This is a genomic window from Kribbella sp. NPDC054772 (genome assembly GCF_053611945.1).
In genome coordinates this window covers 76,511-90,952 of record NZ_JBSHBJ010000030.1, presented here as the reverse complement: position 1 = coordinate 90,952, position 14,442 = coordinate 76,511, and the positions used below count along the sequence as shown (strand labels likewise).

The following is a 14,442-nucleotide window of genomic DNA, read 5'->3' as shown; positions in this document are numbered from 1 at the left end:
TCGTGCACTGTCCGTATTGCCGGCACGCCGATTCCCGAGTGGTCGACAGCCGGGTGGCCGAGGACGGCGGAGCGATTCGCCGCCGCCGGCAGTGCCCGGTCTGCGAGAAGCGATTCACCACCGTCGAGCAGATGCAGCTCACGGTCGTGAAGCGCTCCGGCGCGACCGAGCCGTTCAGCCGGGAGAAGGTCATCAACGGGGTCGGGAAGGCGTGCAAGGGCCGGCCGGTGAACGCGGACCAGCTCGCACGCCTGGGTCAGAAGGTCGAGGACGCGCTCAAGGGCAGCGGCTCGCCGGAGATTCCCGCGCACGAGGTCGGACTCGCGATCCTCGGGCCGCTGCGGGAGCTGGACGAGGTCGCCTACCTGCGGTTCGCGAGTGTCTACCGGCAGTTCGAGTCGGCCGACGACTTCGAGACGGAGATCGCGCTGCTGCGGGCCGAGAAGGAGCCGCAGGGCACGGAGCCCGGCCGCCTGAAGCCGACCCAGCAAACGTAAACCGGGGGAACGGTAGTTCCAGAAACACCAGCGGTATCAGCGGTACGGCGTTACGCAGTACACCAACGGGGCGGTCCCGACAGACCGCGGTATGCAGACACAGGGCGAGGAGCAACCATGACAGAGACGGTGACCGGCCACTCGGGGTCGACCAAGCGGTCGGCGGCCGGGTTCCGCGGGCGGAAGAACGCGCCCACGGGACTCACCATCGAGCGCGTTTTCAGCACCGAGGGCGCGCACCCGTACGACGAGGTGACGTGGGAGCGTCGCGACGTCGTACAGCAGAACTGGAAGACGGGTGAGACGGTCTTCGAGCAGCGCGGGGTGGAGTTCCCCGACTTCTGGAGCGTCAACGCCTCGACGATCGTCACCACGAAGTACTTCCGCGGCGCGGTCGGCCACGACAACCGGGAGTGGAGCCTGCGCCAGCTGCTCGACCGGGTCGTGAAGACCTACCGCAAGGCCGGCGAGGACCACGGGTACTTCGCCACGCCGGGCGACGCGGAGGTCTTCGAGCACGAGCTCACCTGGATGCTCCTGCACCAGTACTTCAGCTTCAACTCGCCGGTCTGGTTCAACGTCGGGACGTCCTCGCCGCAGCAGGTGTCGGCCTGCTTCATCCTCGCCGTCGACGACTCGATGGACTCGATCCTGAACTGGTACAAGGAAGAGGGCCTGATCTTCAAGGGCGGCTCCGGCGCCGGCCTGAACCTGTCCCGGATCCGCTCCTCGAAGGAGCTGCTGCAGTCCAGCGGTGGCACCGCCTCCGGCCCGGTCTCGTTCATGCGCGGCGCGGACGCGTCGGCCGGCACCATCAAGTCCGGCGGCGCCACCCGGCGCGCGGCCAAGATGGTCGTCCTGGACGTTGACCACCCCGACATCGAGGAGTTCGTCGACACCAAGATGCGCGAGGAGGAGAAGATCCGCGTCCTGCGTGACGCGGGCTTCGACATGGACCTCGGCGGTCGCGACATCACCTCCGTGCAGTACCAGAACGCGAACAACTCGGTCCGGGTCTCGGACGAGTTCATGCGCGCGGTCGAGGAGAAGGGCGACTTCGGCCTGCGGGCGCGGATGGACAACTCGATCATCGAGACCGTCGACGCCCGTGAGCTGTTCGACAAGATCTCCCAGGCGGCGTGGGCGTGCGCCGACCCGGGCCTGCAGTACGACGACACGATCAACGACTGGCACACCACGCCGGAGACCGGCCGGATCACCGCGTCGAACCCGTGCTCGGAGTACATGCACCTGGACAACTCGTCCTGCAACCTGGCGTCGCTGAACCTGATGAAGTTCCTCCGCGACGACGACCTGTTCGACTCGGAGAAGTTCGCCAAGGCCGTCGAGCTGATCATCACCGCGATGGACATCTCGATCTGCTTCGCCGACTTCCCGACCGAGGCGATCGGTGACACCACCCGCGCCTACCGGCAGCTCGGGATCGGCTACGCGAACCTCGGTGCGCTGCTGATGGCGACGGGTCACGCGTACGACTCCGACGGTGGTCGCGCACTGGCGGGCGCTATCACCTCGCTGATGACCGGGACGTCGTACAAGCGCTCCGCCGAGCTGGCCGGCATCGTCGGCTCGTACGACGGCTTCGAGCGGAACAAGGACGCCCACACCCGGGTGATGCGCAAGCACGCGGCGGCCAACGACGCGATCCGCACCCTGCACCCGATCGACAAGGACGTCCACAAGCACGCGTCCGCCGCGTGGGACAGCGTCCTGAAGACCGGCGCCAAGAACGGCTGGCGGAACGCGCAGGCCTCGGTGCTCGCGCCGACCGGCACCATCGGCTTCATGATGGACTGCGACACCACCGGCATCGAGCCGGACTTCTCGCTGGTCAAGTTCAAGAAGCTGGTCGGCGGCGGCTCGATGCAGATCGTGAACACCACGGTCCCGCGGGCGCTGCGCCAGTACGGCTACACCGAGGAGACGATCGAGGCGATCGTCGAGTACATCTCGGAGAACGGTCACGTCGTGGACGCGCCGGGCCTGAAGCCGGAGCACTACGAGATCTTCGACACCGCGATGGGTGAGCGGGCCATCAAGCCGATGGGTCACGTGCGGATGATGGCGGCGGCGCAGCCGTTCCTGTCCGGCGCGATCTCGAAGACGGTGAACCTGCCGGAGACCGCGACGGTCGAGGAGATCGCCGACGTCTACTTCCAGGGCTGGAAGCTCGGCCTGAAGGCGCTCGCGGTCTACCGCGACAACTGCAAGGTCGGTCAGCCGCTGGCGGACGCGAAGGCGAAGAAGGCCGCCGAGGCGGCCGAGGCCGAGACCGAGGCGGTCGCCGAGAAGATCATCGAGAAGGTCATCGAGTACCGGCCGACGCGCAAGCGCCTGCCGAAGTCGCGGCCGTCGCGGACCACGTCGTTCAGCGTCGGTGGCGCCGAGGGCTACATGACCGCCGGGTCCTACCCGGACGACGGTCTGGGCGAGGTCTTCCTGAAGATGGGCAAGCAGGGTTCGACGCTGGCCGGTGTGATGGACGCCTTCTCGATCGCGATCTCGATCGCGCTGCAGCACGGCGTACCGCTGGAGACCTACGTCCAGAAGTTCACCAACCTGAAGTTCGAGCCGGCCGGTCTGACCGACGACCCGGACGTCCGGATGGCGCAGTCGATCATGGACTACATCTTCCGGCGCCTGGCTCTGGACTACCTGCCGTTCGACGATCGGGCCGCGCTGGGCATCTACTCCGCCGAGGAGCGGTCGCGCCAGCTCGACACCGGTTCTTACGAGGCGGCTCCGGTCGAGATCTCCGAGGCCGAGTCCCTGAAGTCGATCGAGCCGGCCGCCGACGCCGCTGACACCGCCGAAGCCACCGTCAAGCCGGCCGACGCGGCAGCAGCCAAGCCGGTCAAGGGCGAGGCCCACACCACCGCCGAGATGCTCGAACTCATCACCGGCACGTCGGTCGACGCCCCGCTCTGCTTCACCTGCGGCACCAAGATGCGGCCCAGCGGCTCCTGCTACGTCTGCGAAGGCTGCGGCAGCACCTCCGGCTGCAGCTGATCCAGTAGCTGCAACCGACCCGCGCTGATAGCGCCACGGCCCCCGGGAACTTCCCACTTCCCCCGGGGGCCGAGGTGCGTTCAGTGGCCGGAACGATCCGAGTCCGCCGGCGGCTTCGCGGTGCCGTCCAGCTCGTCCAGCGCCGCCAGCTCGTTGCTGGTCAGGTCGAAGTCGAAGATCGCCAGGTTCTGCGTGAGCCGGCCGGGGTCGGCCGACTTCGGGATCGGTACGACGTTCTGCTGGGTCTCCCAGCGGAGGACGACCTGGCCGGGGGAGCGGTCGTGGGCTTCGGCGATCGCCTGGACCGTTGGGTGGCTGAGGAGCTCCGTGCCCTTGCCGAGCGGGCTCCAGGCCTCCGTGACGATGCCGTGCTGCTCGTGGAAGTCCCGCTCGGCGGCCTTCGTCCACACCGGGCTGAGCTGGACCTGGTTCACCTCCGGCGCCACGCCGGTCTCGTCGATCAGCCGTTGCAGGTGCGTGGGCTTGAAGTTCGACGTACCGATCGCCTTCACCAGCCCGGCCTCGCGCAGGGCGATCAGCCCTTGCCACGCCTCGACGTACCGATCCTGGGCCGGGTTCGGCCAGTGGATGAGCAGGAGGTCGAGGTACTCGACGCCGAGTTTCTCCGCGCTCGCCTCGAACGCGGTCCGCGGGCCGTCGACGCTGTGCCAGCGCTTGTTGAACTTCGACGTCACGAACAGCTCGTCCCGCGGGGCGCCGCGCAACGCCCGCCCGACGCCGGTCTCGTTGCGGTAGTTCTCCGCCGTGTCGATCAGGCGATAGCCGAGTTCGAGCGCCGTACTCACCGCCCGTTCGGCGTCCGCGTCGTTCATCGGTGAGGTTCCGAGTCCGACCCGGGGCATCCTGGATCCGTGACTCAACGTGACCGTTGGAACGTGGCTCATCCGTCTCCTCCTTCGTCAACCGCTGCCCGAACACGGTACGTCGGTCACCGTCCGAACTCATCGGAACAGCCCACGAACCGGCCGTACGGCGTACGGTCCGGGCGGCCGGTCTCATCGTTGGTACACCGGGGCGCGAACTGTCGGATCCGTGCCTCATCATGGTCCCGCAGGGCTTGAAAAGCTTGGGAGGGATGGGCGAATGCGGAATCGGCTGATCACTCTGGTGGACCTCGGTCTGGACAACTCCTTCGACGCGTCGATGACCTTCGTGCAGGGGATCACCGGCAACATCAACGCGGGCTGGGACCAGCCGGTCATCGATGTGAACTTCGTCCGGACCCGCGACCACGAGACCGCGTTCTCCGCCCTCACCACCCCGTCGACCGTGCTGCACGTGATGGCACACGGTGACCACAGTGAGGAGCCGTCCTTCCTGTCGACCGACGGCGAGACCCAGGTCTCGCTCAAGTCGCTGGCCGACTGGTTCCTCGATCACCAGTGGGGGATCGCCAGCGGCGTCGTCATCGCCGACGGCTGCAAGACCGGGATCGGCAAGTGGCAACGCGCCATCCGCGACTGCATCCAGGACGACGTCACCTACATCGGCACAAGCGCGGTCATCGGCTGGTACGAAGCCACCGTCTTCTGCTCCGCTTTCTACGGCGCCCTGGTCCGCAACCGCGGCCTCGGCCGCACCCCCGCCGAACAAGGCTGGGACGCCGCCAACCGAGCCGTCCAGGCCTACGAAACCCTCACCGACCAACGCTGCCCCTACAAACCAGTCCTCCTCACCCCCTCCCGCCAAGCCCTCCGCTCCCTCACCGGCTGAGCCGGCGCGCGGCCGGTCGAGCCGCTGTCCCACTGGCTGAGCGGCGACACGCAGGTTTCGACTACTTTGGGTGAGGCGTGTGAGACTTTTTGTGGACTCGTCGTGTGGCGCAGTCTGTGGTCTGGGTGGCCGGTGGCTCGGGTGGTGTGACGTCGGGGAAGCCGTCGGGTGTGCATTGGCTGACCTGCTGACCTCCGCCCTACGCGGTGAAGGAACGCCACCATGAAGCTCCACAGGAACTCGCTCCTGACTGCTGCCGCGATCGTCCTGGTGCTGTACCTCGTTTCGCTGGTCATCCGACTGCCGGCGTGGGCGGCTGTGCTGCTCACCGTGGTGCTCCTGGTGTTGCTCGCGGTCGTGTGGAAACAGCCGGACGAGCAGCGGCCGGCGGTCGCGAAGCAGCAGGCTGCGCGGCCGTCCGTCGTGCTCCCGGACCCAGAGCCGGTCTTCTCTGGGCCGCCGTCCCGGACGGTCGCGGACGTGCGGCTGCCGTCCGCGTCGCCCGACTTCCAGTTCAGCTTCTCGGCCGTGGTCCAGTGGTCGACCGTCCTGTCGGGCTCCCGGCACGCGGACCTCGGCGCGGTGGCCGTCGACGCGTTGCTGGAGCGCGCGCGATCGCTCACCGCGCGCCAGCAGGTGACGGACGAGTCGCTGAATCAGCATCGCCTCGCCGCGCTTCTGGGCGAACCTGCGCTGGACGAGAAAGGTCAAGTCCGGGCGTGGGCGACCGAGATCCGGCTCCGGCTGCCGGACGCGGACCAGAAGCACCTTCAGCATCTGGCGGCGCTGCACCGCCGCGAACAGACCACGCTGCTCGAGCGCCGCATGGAGCAGGACAAACGCGCGTATCTGAAGGACGACGTCTTCTCTACGCCCGGCTCGGCGGCGGTCTGGTGGCTGGTCAACAACCCCGGCGAGGTGGAGACCGCCCTCGGCCTCCTCGACACCCTCGCCGGACTCTCGGCCGCGGCGAACGACCTCCCCGTACGGCGTGTGGCCGCAGAGGAGATCGAACGCCAACGGCCGACCCGTGCCGAACTCGCCTTCAGCACGGCGATCGAGGAACTCGCCGATCCGGCCGGCCTTGACAGCCCCGACAGTCCCGACGGCCCCGACGGTGTGGAGTCGAAGAGCCCGAGCGACGAGGCGCAGCAGCGTCCGGTGCCGCGCCACGCGGGCGGCGCGACGGACGTGCGCCATGAGACCGGACCGAACGGGTCGGGGGTCAGCGGCTCGGGGGTGAACGGCTCGACGCAGTCGCCCGCGCAGGCGACGTACCGGGAGCAGTTCTTCTCCGAGTAGGCCGGAACCGAGTAGGCCGGCGGGGTGGGGTGTCTGCAGGGTCGGCCCACCCCGCCGGGATCGGGGCCGCGTGATCACTCGTCCAGCCAGCGGATCGTGGTCGATCCGCTGTGTCCGTGGATGGCCAGCAGTGCCTCGACGCCGTCCTGCCACACGGTGGTCGTCGGGTACTTCCCGCCCCAGCGCAGCGCGACCGTCCGGTCGCTCCACTCGACGCCCTCGGCGATCACACCCGTCCCGCTGACTCCGGAGACGTCGACGCGGCGGTGCAGCTGGAAGCGGCGTGCTCCGGACTTGCTCGCGACCTTCAGATGACGCCGCCGGGTGGTCCGCGGCAGCGTCGCGGTTGTCCCGCTGATCTCGTCCATGGCCCAAGTCAACGCGCAGCCCGCGGTCCTCACCAGGAACTCAACCGGTATCCACAGCGCACAAATTCTGCCCACCGGCGATCACCAAATCGCCATATTCTCATTGCAGGGAGTAATCGACGCCGCAAGGGAGCGACACGGATGACAGTCATCGACGAATGGACCGGCCGGCACGCACATGCCTTGCGTACGGCGCTCCGCCTGACCAACGAGGCCTTCGCCGAGCGGCTCGGGATATCGCCGCGCACGCTGACGAAGTGGCGGGAGAAACCGGACGTCGTTCCCAGCCCCTACCTGCAGGAGGCCCTGGACACCTACCTCAACCAGGCGCCGCCGGACGCCCTGGTCCGGTTCACCGCCAACCTGGGTCTCGACCAGCGCCGGGTGCCGATCGACCACACCGTGCTGACCCAGCTCAACACCGCCGTCGGCGATCTCGCCCGGGCGCTCGCGCGCCTGCAGACCGAGGATCCGGAGAGGTCTTCATCGCCCTGAGAGATCGCCTTGACAGCACCGGCAGACTGGATCGCTCAGCTCGATCACGGAAGGAGTCACGAGTGCGGCGACGCCCGGTGAACTCGTCGAGCATCCGATCGATCGGATGGTCCGACGGCACCCTGGAACTCGAGTACGCGAACGGCTACATCTACCAGTACCTCGACGTCCCGCAACCGACGTACGCGGCGCTGTTGGCCGCACCAAGCATCGGTGCGTACGTGAACGCGCACATCAAGCCGTACTACGAGTTCCGGGAGGTCTGAGTTTCTGGCCGTTTCGCCGCGGGCACTTGAGGTGCGTTGCACGGGGGTCCACCGAAACAGGAGATGGACATGAGCACCCGTAGAGCTTCCGCGACGCGTTCCCGTGCACTCACGATCGTCCTAGTCGTCTGGCTCCTTGTCGGTTTCGCGGCCGCGGCGCAGCGGAACTACTTCGAGAGCTCCCGGACGTCCTGTGCCAAGGTCGGCACGGTGCTAGTCACGATCGTCGCGGGCCCGCTGAACTACATCGGAGCCAACCCGAAGATCGACTGCTCGACACCGCAGCCGTCGCGGTAGCCCAGCTACTGCGCGGGGTTCAGAGTGCCGCTGACGTAGAGCATGTCGCCCATCCGCATCGCGTCGTCCCGCAGCGCCGGCAGGTTGTTGGCGGCAAGCAAGTCGCGGATGGTGATCCCGCTCAGCGCCCAGCCGCGGTCGACCAGGTAGGGAGCTGCTTCGTTGCGCTCGCCGAAGTAGCGCAGGCTTGCCGCATCGGAGTCGAAGTTCTGCGCACGCCAGCGTTCGGACAGGCGATTCAGCTTCTCCTTCGTCTTGTCTTCGACCCCCGGCTGTGGGTTGGGCCTGCTTTCGGTGGCGACGCGGCTGCCCGGCGCGCTGAGCTCGGTGATGGTGTCGAGCAGGCGGTCCTGTGCCTCCGGAGGCAGGTAGCCCAACAGACCTTCTGCACTCCACGCGGTCGGCGCTGCCGGGTCGAATCCCGCGGCGCGCAGTACGGCGGGCCAGTCGTCGCGCAGATCGACAGCAGCCACTCGACCATCGGCGGTGGGTACGGCGCCCAGCTCGGCCAGCGCCCGCGTCTTGAACTCGATGACCTCCGGCTTGCGAGCTCGTACACCACTGTCCCGGTCGGCCAGGGGAGTCGGTACGCGCGGGAATCCAGCCCGGACGCCAGAACCATGGCGGTCGAGCCGACGCTCGATGCGAGATCCCAGGTGTTCCCGTCGTGCCTGCTGGACGTCATGTGCACGCACTCTAGAAGGCACCTCCGACAACTACGTGAGCGTCGGCTCCAGCGTCGGCGTCGAACCGCGGTACGAGGTCATCCACTCGCGCAGCAGCTCGACCCGGGACGCGTTGTCCTCATTGCCCTTCACCACCGGAGCCTGGTTGTACGGCATCGTGTCGGAGCTGCGCCGGAGCTTCACGTACAGCCGGGACGACGCGAGCGCATACCGCTCCATGTCGTCCTGGAGCGCGCCGATGACGGTGATGTTCCGGTCGCGGCCGATCTGCTCGAACAGTGCCACCGCCTCGCGCCGGTGCTGCGAGCCGAGGTTGCGGCCGAGCTCGTCGAGGATCAGCAACAGCGGCCGGTCCGATCCGCCGGCGAGCGCGGCCGCGCACACCAGCTTGACCGCCTTCTCGTCCATCTGGGCGGTGTTGCCCTTCACGTTGAATGCGGAGAACGGACCACCTTCGGAGCGCCGCCACTTCGGCGTGACCGTCCAGCGCCACGGCTTGTCGGGCTCGGCCGGCGGGTCGGGCTCGGGGAACTCGAGCTTCGCGCCGTACCCGCCGTACTGCTGGTCGAGGCGGTCGAACTCCTGTGACACCAGGCGAAGCCGCGCCGTGATGCCGTCGGCAAGCGACGCGCGGTGGGCGCGGGCGGTGCTCTCCGCCTCGCCGAGACCTTCGCGGGCGCGCTCGAGCGCGGCGTTCCGCTCGGCGCGCTGGCTGGCGATCTGCTGTTGCTGCAGACTGTCGAACGTCTCGTGCTGGGCGAGGTGACTGCTCAGGGTCCGGTGCAGGGCCGGCACCAACCCGACGCGGTCGCCGAGCGTGCCGTTCGTCCAGCCGTCCGGTCCGTTCAGGATCTCCCACAGCTCGGTCGGGATCTCGTCCCGGGAGCGGGCGTTCGGGAAGCAGCGGCGGATGACATCGTCGAGCTGCGTGCACGCCTGGTGGTTCCAGTCGGCCGTCGTCCGGCGCTGGGAATCGTCGGGGAGACCAACGATGAACTCCTCGGCCTCCGCGGGTGTTCCGCCCCACGCCGTGGTCCGGGTGGTGAGGTCGAGCGCGGTCTGCTCCTCGAGCAGGGTGAGCCGGCGACCGGTCAGCTCGTCGAGGATCCGGTCGTGGTCGCGCCGGGTCGCCTCCAGGTTCTTCAGCCGCTCGTCACGAACGAGCTGCTGCCCGGCGGCCGTCTCGGCGGAGTCCTTGGCTGCCTGCAGTTGCGGAGCGAGCGAATCGCGATCCGACTCGTGCCGGTCGACGGTCTCGCGCAGCGCGAGGATCTGTTCCTGCACCGATTCCGCGTCGGCGAGTGCGCGAGCGGCCGCCGTACGGCGCTCTGCCTGATCGACCCGGGATCGCGCCTGATCGAGCGCGGCGGACGCTTCGGCGCGGGCTTCGACGGCGCCCTCCACGCGGCGGCGCGCGGCCTCGATCCGCGCCGTCCGGCCGGTGATCGGCTCGTCGAACTGCCCGACCGCGACCACACCGGCGACGTCGTCGATGCTGTCCTTGGTCGCCCGCTCGCCGATCGTCGCGAAGAACGCGTCCAGCACGAACCGCTTGTCGGCCGACTTCGGCCCGCGCTTCGTCGAGGCCTTCTTCGTCGCACCGGGCCGATTCGCCAGCACCAGAAGGAATCCGGAGTACCCGGCGTCGGCCAGCGCGGTCGACGCCACGGTCGCGTCACCGGCGTCGATGACAACGGCTTCACGGTACGGCGCGAGCCGCGGCTCCCATTCGGCGCGATCGGATTCGGGCAGCTCGGTGATGTCCGTGAGGGCGCCGCACTCGATGCCGGCGTTTTCCAGGACCTGCTGCTGGGGCGCGGACACCGTCTGTCCGCTCTCTGCTTCCCGAAGATCGGCCGTCGCGTGCTGGACAGCGACGCGGGCGGCGTGGTCCTGGCCGATGTGCTCCTCGAGGACCACGCGCGCTTCGGCCTGCTCCTCGCCGGCCGCGGCGAGGTCGCGGCCGTCCGCCGAACGACCCGCCTCCAGCAGCCGCCGATGCTCCTGCCCGAGCCGCTCCAGCTGCTCGCGAACCGAACGCTGCGCCAGGTCGAGCTCGCGGTCGCGGGCGTCCAGCTTGTCCCGCTCCTGGCGGGTCAGCTGCACGTCCCGGAGCATGCCCTCCTCGTTGCCGAAGGCATCGATCTCGGTCTCGATGGCTTCCTTGCGGGCCTGCTGCTCGGCGACCCGCCCGTCGAGGACGGCAAGCTCCTGCACGATCTCGTCGTTCCGCGCGGCGCCGTCGATGAGGTGGCGGGCGGAGCGCGCCTGCCAGGACTCCTTGGCGGCGGCGAGCGCCTCCCGGGCGGCGGCGCGCTGCAGGATGCCGGCCTCGACGGTCGCCATCTCCTGCTCCCAGCGCTGCAGGTCCGCGGCCGCCTGCTTGGTCGCTTCGCGCTGCGTGTGCTCGGCGGATCGGTGCGCCTGCTCCTGCTCCAGCTCGTGGTCGAGACCGGTGAGGGTCGCGATCGCGTTGAAGATCCGGGCCGGGCCGAGTTCGTTCAGCGGCTCGGCGAGCAGGTTCGCAGTCGGGCTGGAGCGGACCGACGTGGACAGGAACGAGACGCAGCGGACCTGACCGCCGTACAGCACCTGGGAGAGCTTGTTGGCGTGGAAATCCGTGCGGCCGTTGGAGTGCGGGAGGGCGGCCCACAGCGCGTCGGCGCCCGCGGCGCGCTCGGCCTCGGTCGCGCCGTACGGGATGTGCAGGCCCTGTTTCCAGCGCAGATCGAGATACGACGCCTTGCGGTTGATGCGGATCCAGACGGTCACCGCGGCCGTCTCGATCTCGTCGAGGTCGGTCAGGTCGGGGTCGGAGAAGACGCCGACGATGTAGCCGCGGTCGACGTTCGACCAGTTGCCTTCCTGGCCGGCTGCCTCGGCCGTGAACAGCAGCTCGGCCGCGCCCGGGGCGCCGCTGGTGAGGCGCCATTGGTCGTCGGCGTGCAGCAGGCTGAGCGCGGCGATCCAGGACGACTTGCCGGCACCGTTGGAGTCGGTCGGGCCCTGACCGGCGACCGTGATCAGGCCGCGGCCGATCATCGGGATCGGGTGCGTGGACAGCCGCGACAGGTCGACGACCTGGACGCCGAGCAGCACCTTCGACCCGAGGATGTCGAACGGCCCGTCTTCCGCAGCGCTCACGCGTCGTCTCCCGTTGTCGTAGCTGGTTCTGGACCGCCGTTCCGCGCGCGGATGGCTTCCGCGATCGGGCTGGCCGGGGCGGCCGCGAGGATCAACTGGTCTTGTAACCGGCGGCGCGCGGCCGGCGTGAGGCGTTGCAGCTGCGGACCCGGGATGTACGACGGGCCGCCGGAGTGGTCGCCGGACAGCTGGATCAGGCCGGCGGCGCGCAGCCGTTGCAGCGCCAGGCGCCGCTCCTCGCCGCTGATCCTCGTGGTGCGCAGCTCGTCGACCGTGGTCGGGCGCGCGGACTTCCAGCTGTCGCCGGTCAAGATGCCTTCGCTGCGCGGGATCGCGACTGAATGGATCAGCACGAGTACGAGCACCGCGCGATCGATGGCCGACAACGGCTGCCAGCCCTGCGCGGTGAGGGTCGCGGCGATGTCGTCGTCGTACCCGGCGGTCCAGTGGGTGCCGTCGACGTGGACGAGGGTTCGGCCGATCAGTTTGAGCATTCGCTGGACCTGGCGGCGCAACGTCACGTCGCGGAGGCCGGCGAGCTGTACTTCGGGGACCGGGTGCGCGGCGTACTGGACCGCGCTGAACGCGGCCAGCACCTCGTCGCGGGACCGATCGCTGAGGTCCTGGAGCAACGAATCGAACAACGCATGCTGCTCACTCATCCGGCACCTCCAACTCATCGGAGGAGACACCGTCAGCGAGCGCGGCGTCGGGGAGCGCGTCGGCCGGGGGCGGTTCCGCCTGGTGGGTCGACAGGATGGGGGTGGGCGGGTCGGGGAGGTGGCGGCAGAGGTCGCGGAGGGTGGAGAGGTCGGCTGCGGTCCAGGTGATGACTCGCGGGCCGAGCCGGACCTCGGCGTTCTTCTCGTCCCAGCGGATCCAATGCGTCGCGTGCAGGCGGCGCAGGCTGCCGATGATCAGGGTGAGATCGCTCGACTGTTCGGCGCGCCCGCGCATCCCGGCGTACACGGACCTGACCTGCGCGAGGGTGCCGGTCGTGCCCGGCCAGGCCGGCGCGCTGCGGTCCGTCCAGCAGCAGGCGACACAGATCGCCAGCAAACGGGCCGTCTCGTTCGGCTGCTCGACGGCGACCGGGGGAGCGCCGAGCTCCTCGAGGACGCCGTGACCCGCGCCGGACGGGAGCGTCGGCACGAGCCAGACGGTCGCGCCGTCCGGAGCCGCGGCCCGGGTGAGACCGGCGACGGCCGGAGTATCGGGGTCGACCTCGAGCGGGCCGGCGGACTGCACCTTGGCCCACCAGATCGCGTTGTACAGCCGCCGCTCGACCGCCTCGCTCATCGGGTCACCCGGCGGAACACGCCCTCGGTGGCCCACGGCGTTCCTGCCGTCGGGTCGATCCGCATTCCGTCGGACCAGACCAGCTCGTAGTCCAGTTCGTCGTGCAGATGTGCTGCGGTCAGCTCGGCGAGCACGCGGCGCGCGGTGATCCAGTCGCCGGCCGCGTCGATGACCTCGACGATGTCCACCGCTGGTCGACCGGCCAGCACCCGGTCGGCCTCGGCGCGCAAGTCCTCGCGGTCCGTCGCGGCAGCGGACTCAGGCGCTTCGGCGTCGGCTGTTGGTCGTGGTGGCGCCATCCGCGCAGTACCGCTGCGGCGTCCGGTCTCCACCGCCTCGACCATCGTCTGCGCGGAGAAGTCCGGCGCGGCGGCATCGAACAGCAGACCGTCGAGTACGGCGGCGAGTGTCTCTGGTTCGCTGCTCCGGCTGAACGTCAGCCACGTCTCGATCGGGAGCAGACCGAGCGCCCGCGTCGTACCGGCTCGCTCGACCAGGCGGCCCGCGGCGAGCTGGACGGCGTCGGCGTACGCGGCCAGGGCCATCCGGAGCGAGGTGCAGTCGCGATGCAGCTCGGGCCAGCGGCCGAGGACGAGCCGGTGCACCTTCTCGGCCTGCTCGATGAGGCGCTCGTTGCCCCAGGCGAGCTGGGCGTTCTCCCGGAGCTGCGCCGTCGTACTGGTCGAGACCAGGATGGCCAGCTCGTTGCCGAGCAGGCGGAAGACCTTGGTCAGCCGGCCGATCGAGGCCTTGCCGTCGTCGGCGGTCGCCTGCGGGTCACTGACGCTGTGCGCCTCGAGCGTGAGCAGCTGGTGCAACTCGGCCTGACCGCCCTGCACCGACATCCGGCGCAGGAACATCAGCATCACGTACGGCGCGAACGCCGCGCGGTGCCGCAGCTCGTTCGGACGGTCGACGAGTTTGGTGATCGCGCCGTACTGCCGCAGGACGTCGAAGCGGCGGACGATCACGTCGTGCGGATACGCGCGGCAGGCGAGCGTGGCCTGCTCCACGGTCAGACCGTCGCTGCCGGCCTCGGCGAACGCGTCCAGGATCGCCTGGTCGACGTCCAGCAGGTCGGGATCGACGATCATCGCGCCGGCCTCGCGGGCGAGCACGGCGAACACCTGACGGTAGACGCGCAGCACAGCCGCTTCGGCTTCGGCGTCGAGCAGTGTCGCGTCCATCCGCACTCCCTCCCGTGTGATAGCGACCGGGGCTACCAGAGAAAAGGACTCTAACCACCGCCGCCGACAGACCAAAACTCACGCCCCGCCCGCCTGTGGAAAACCGGGTGACGGCACTGTCGCGGGTGCCTAGCATC

At 69.2% G+C, this 14,442-nt stretch carries 14 protein-coding genes; 7 read left to right on the top strand and 7 right to left on the bottom strand.

The annotated features are described in order from the left end of the window. Positions 1–2: 2 nt before the first annotated feature. Positions 3–497 (top strand): transcriptional regulator NrdR, encoded by a 495-nt coding sequence (gene nrdR, locus ACWGID_RS32910; RefSeq protein ID WP_452203220.1) that lies wholly within the window; start codon positions 3–5, stop codon positions 495–497. 117 nt (positions 498–614) lie between these two features. Beyond that, complete coding sequence (locus ACWGID_RS32905) at positions 615–3,527, top strand: vitamin B12-dependent ribonucleotide reductase (protein WP_452203219.1); 2,913 nt, start codon at positions 615–617, stop codon at positions 3,525–3,527. An 80-nt stretch (positions 3,528–3,607) separates the two neighbouring features. Here ACWGID_RS32905 and ACWGID_RS32900 read toward each other — a convergent pair whose 3' ends face one another. Then, positions 3,608–4,432, bottom strand: coding sequence for an aldo/keto reductase (locus ACWGID_RS32900; RefSeq protein WP_452203218.1), 825 nt, complete (start codon positions 4,430–4,432; stop codon positions 3,608–3,610). A gap of 199 nt (positions 4,433–4,631) precedes the next feature. Between ACWGID_RS32900 and ACWGID_RS32895 the strand changes: the two genes are divergently transcribed. Both ACWGID_RS32895 and ACWGID_RS32890 read left to right on the top strand, forming a co-directional pair. After that, entirely contained in the window at positions 4,632–5,261 is a 630-nt protein-coding gene (locus ACWGID_RS32895) for a hypothetical protein (protein ID WP_452203217.1), read from the top strand. 222 nt (positions 5,262–5,483) lie between these two features. Continuing rightward, a complete protein-coding gene (locus ACWGID_RS32890) occupies positions 5,484–6,563 on the top strand; it encodes a hypothetical protein (protein WP_452203216.1) in 1,080 nt (359 codons plus the stop codon). Between the two features lie 74 nt (positions 6,564–6,637). Here the strand turns inward: ACWGID_RS32890 and ACWGID_RS32885 are convergent, their stop codons facing one another. After that, positions 6,638–6,931, bottom strand: coding sequence for a hypothetical protein (locus tag ACWGID_RS32885; RefSeq protein WP_452203215.1), 294 nt, complete (start codon positions 6,929–6,931; stop codon positions 6,638–6,640). Between the two features lie 141 nt (positions 6,932–7,072). On the opposite strand from ACWGID_RS32885, the gene ACWGID_RS32880 reads away from it, so the two are divergent. The 3 genes from ACWGID_RS32880 to ACWGID_RS32870 all read left to right on the top strand — a co-directional run bounded on the left by ACWGID_RS32880 (position 7,073) and on the right by ACWGID_RS32870 (position 7,989). Continuing rightward, on the top strand, positions 7,073–7,426 hold the full coding sequence (locus ACWGID_RS32880) for a helix-turn-helix domain-containing protein (protein ID WP_452203214.1): 354 nt from the start codon (positions 7,073–7,075) through the stop codon (positions 7,424–7,426). 62 nt (positions 7,427–7,488) lie between these two features. Beyond that, entirely contained in the window at positions 7,489–7,692 is a 204-nt protein-coding gene (locus ACWGID_RS32875; protein ID WP_452203213.1) for a KTSC domain-containing protein, read from the top strand. Between the two features lie 69 nt (positions 7,693–7,761). Then, positions 7,762–7,989, top strand: coding sequence for a hypothetical protein (locus ACWGID_RS32870; protein ID WP_452203212.1), 228 nt, complete (start codon positions 7,762–7,764; stop codon positions 7,987–7,989). A 5-nt stretch (positions 7,990–7,994) separates the two neighbouring features. Here ACWGID_RS32870 and ACWGID_RS32865 read toward each other — a convergent pair whose 3' ends face one another. From ACWGID_RS32865 to ACWGID_RS32845, 5 genes are all read right to left on the bottom strand, one after another. Then, a complete protein-coding gene (locus ACWGID_RS32865) occupies positions 7,995–8,522 on the bottom strand; it encodes an SAM-dependent methyltransferase (RefSeq protein ID WP_452203235.1) in 528 nt (175 codons plus the stop codon). Between the two features lie 183 nt (positions 8,523–8,705). Beyond that, entirely contained in the window at positions 8,706–11,819 is a 3,114-nt protein-coding gene (locus ACWGID_RS32860; RefSeq protein WP_452203211.1) for a chromosome segregation ATPase, read from the bottom strand. Further along, on the bottom strand, positions 11,816–12,481 hold the full coding sequence (locus ACWGID_RS32855) for a hypothetical protein (protein ID WP_452203210.1): 666 nt from the start codon (positions 12,479–12,481) through the stop codon (positions 11,816–11,818). Before ACWGID_RS32855 ends, ACWGID_RS32860 begins: the two co-directional genes overlap by 4 nt. Beyond that, positions 12,474–13,118: a hypothetical protein gene (locus ACWGID_RS32850; RefSeq protein WP_452203209.1), complete on the bottom strand. Its 645-nt coding sequence runs from the start codon at positions 13,116–13,118 to the stop codon at positions 12,474–12,476. The genes ACWGID_RS32855 and ACWGID_RS32850 overlap by 8 nt, the downstream gene beginning before the upstream one ends. Further along, positions 13,115–14,305, bottom strand: a complete 1,191-nt coding sequence (locus ACWGID_RS32845; protein ID WP_452203208.1) for a hypothetical protein — start codon at positions 14,303–14,305, stop codon at positions 13,115–13,117. The genes ACWGID_RS32850 and ACWGID_RS32845 overlap by 4 nt, the downstream gene beginning before the upstream one ends. Positions 14,306–14,442: the final 137 nt, after the last annotated feature.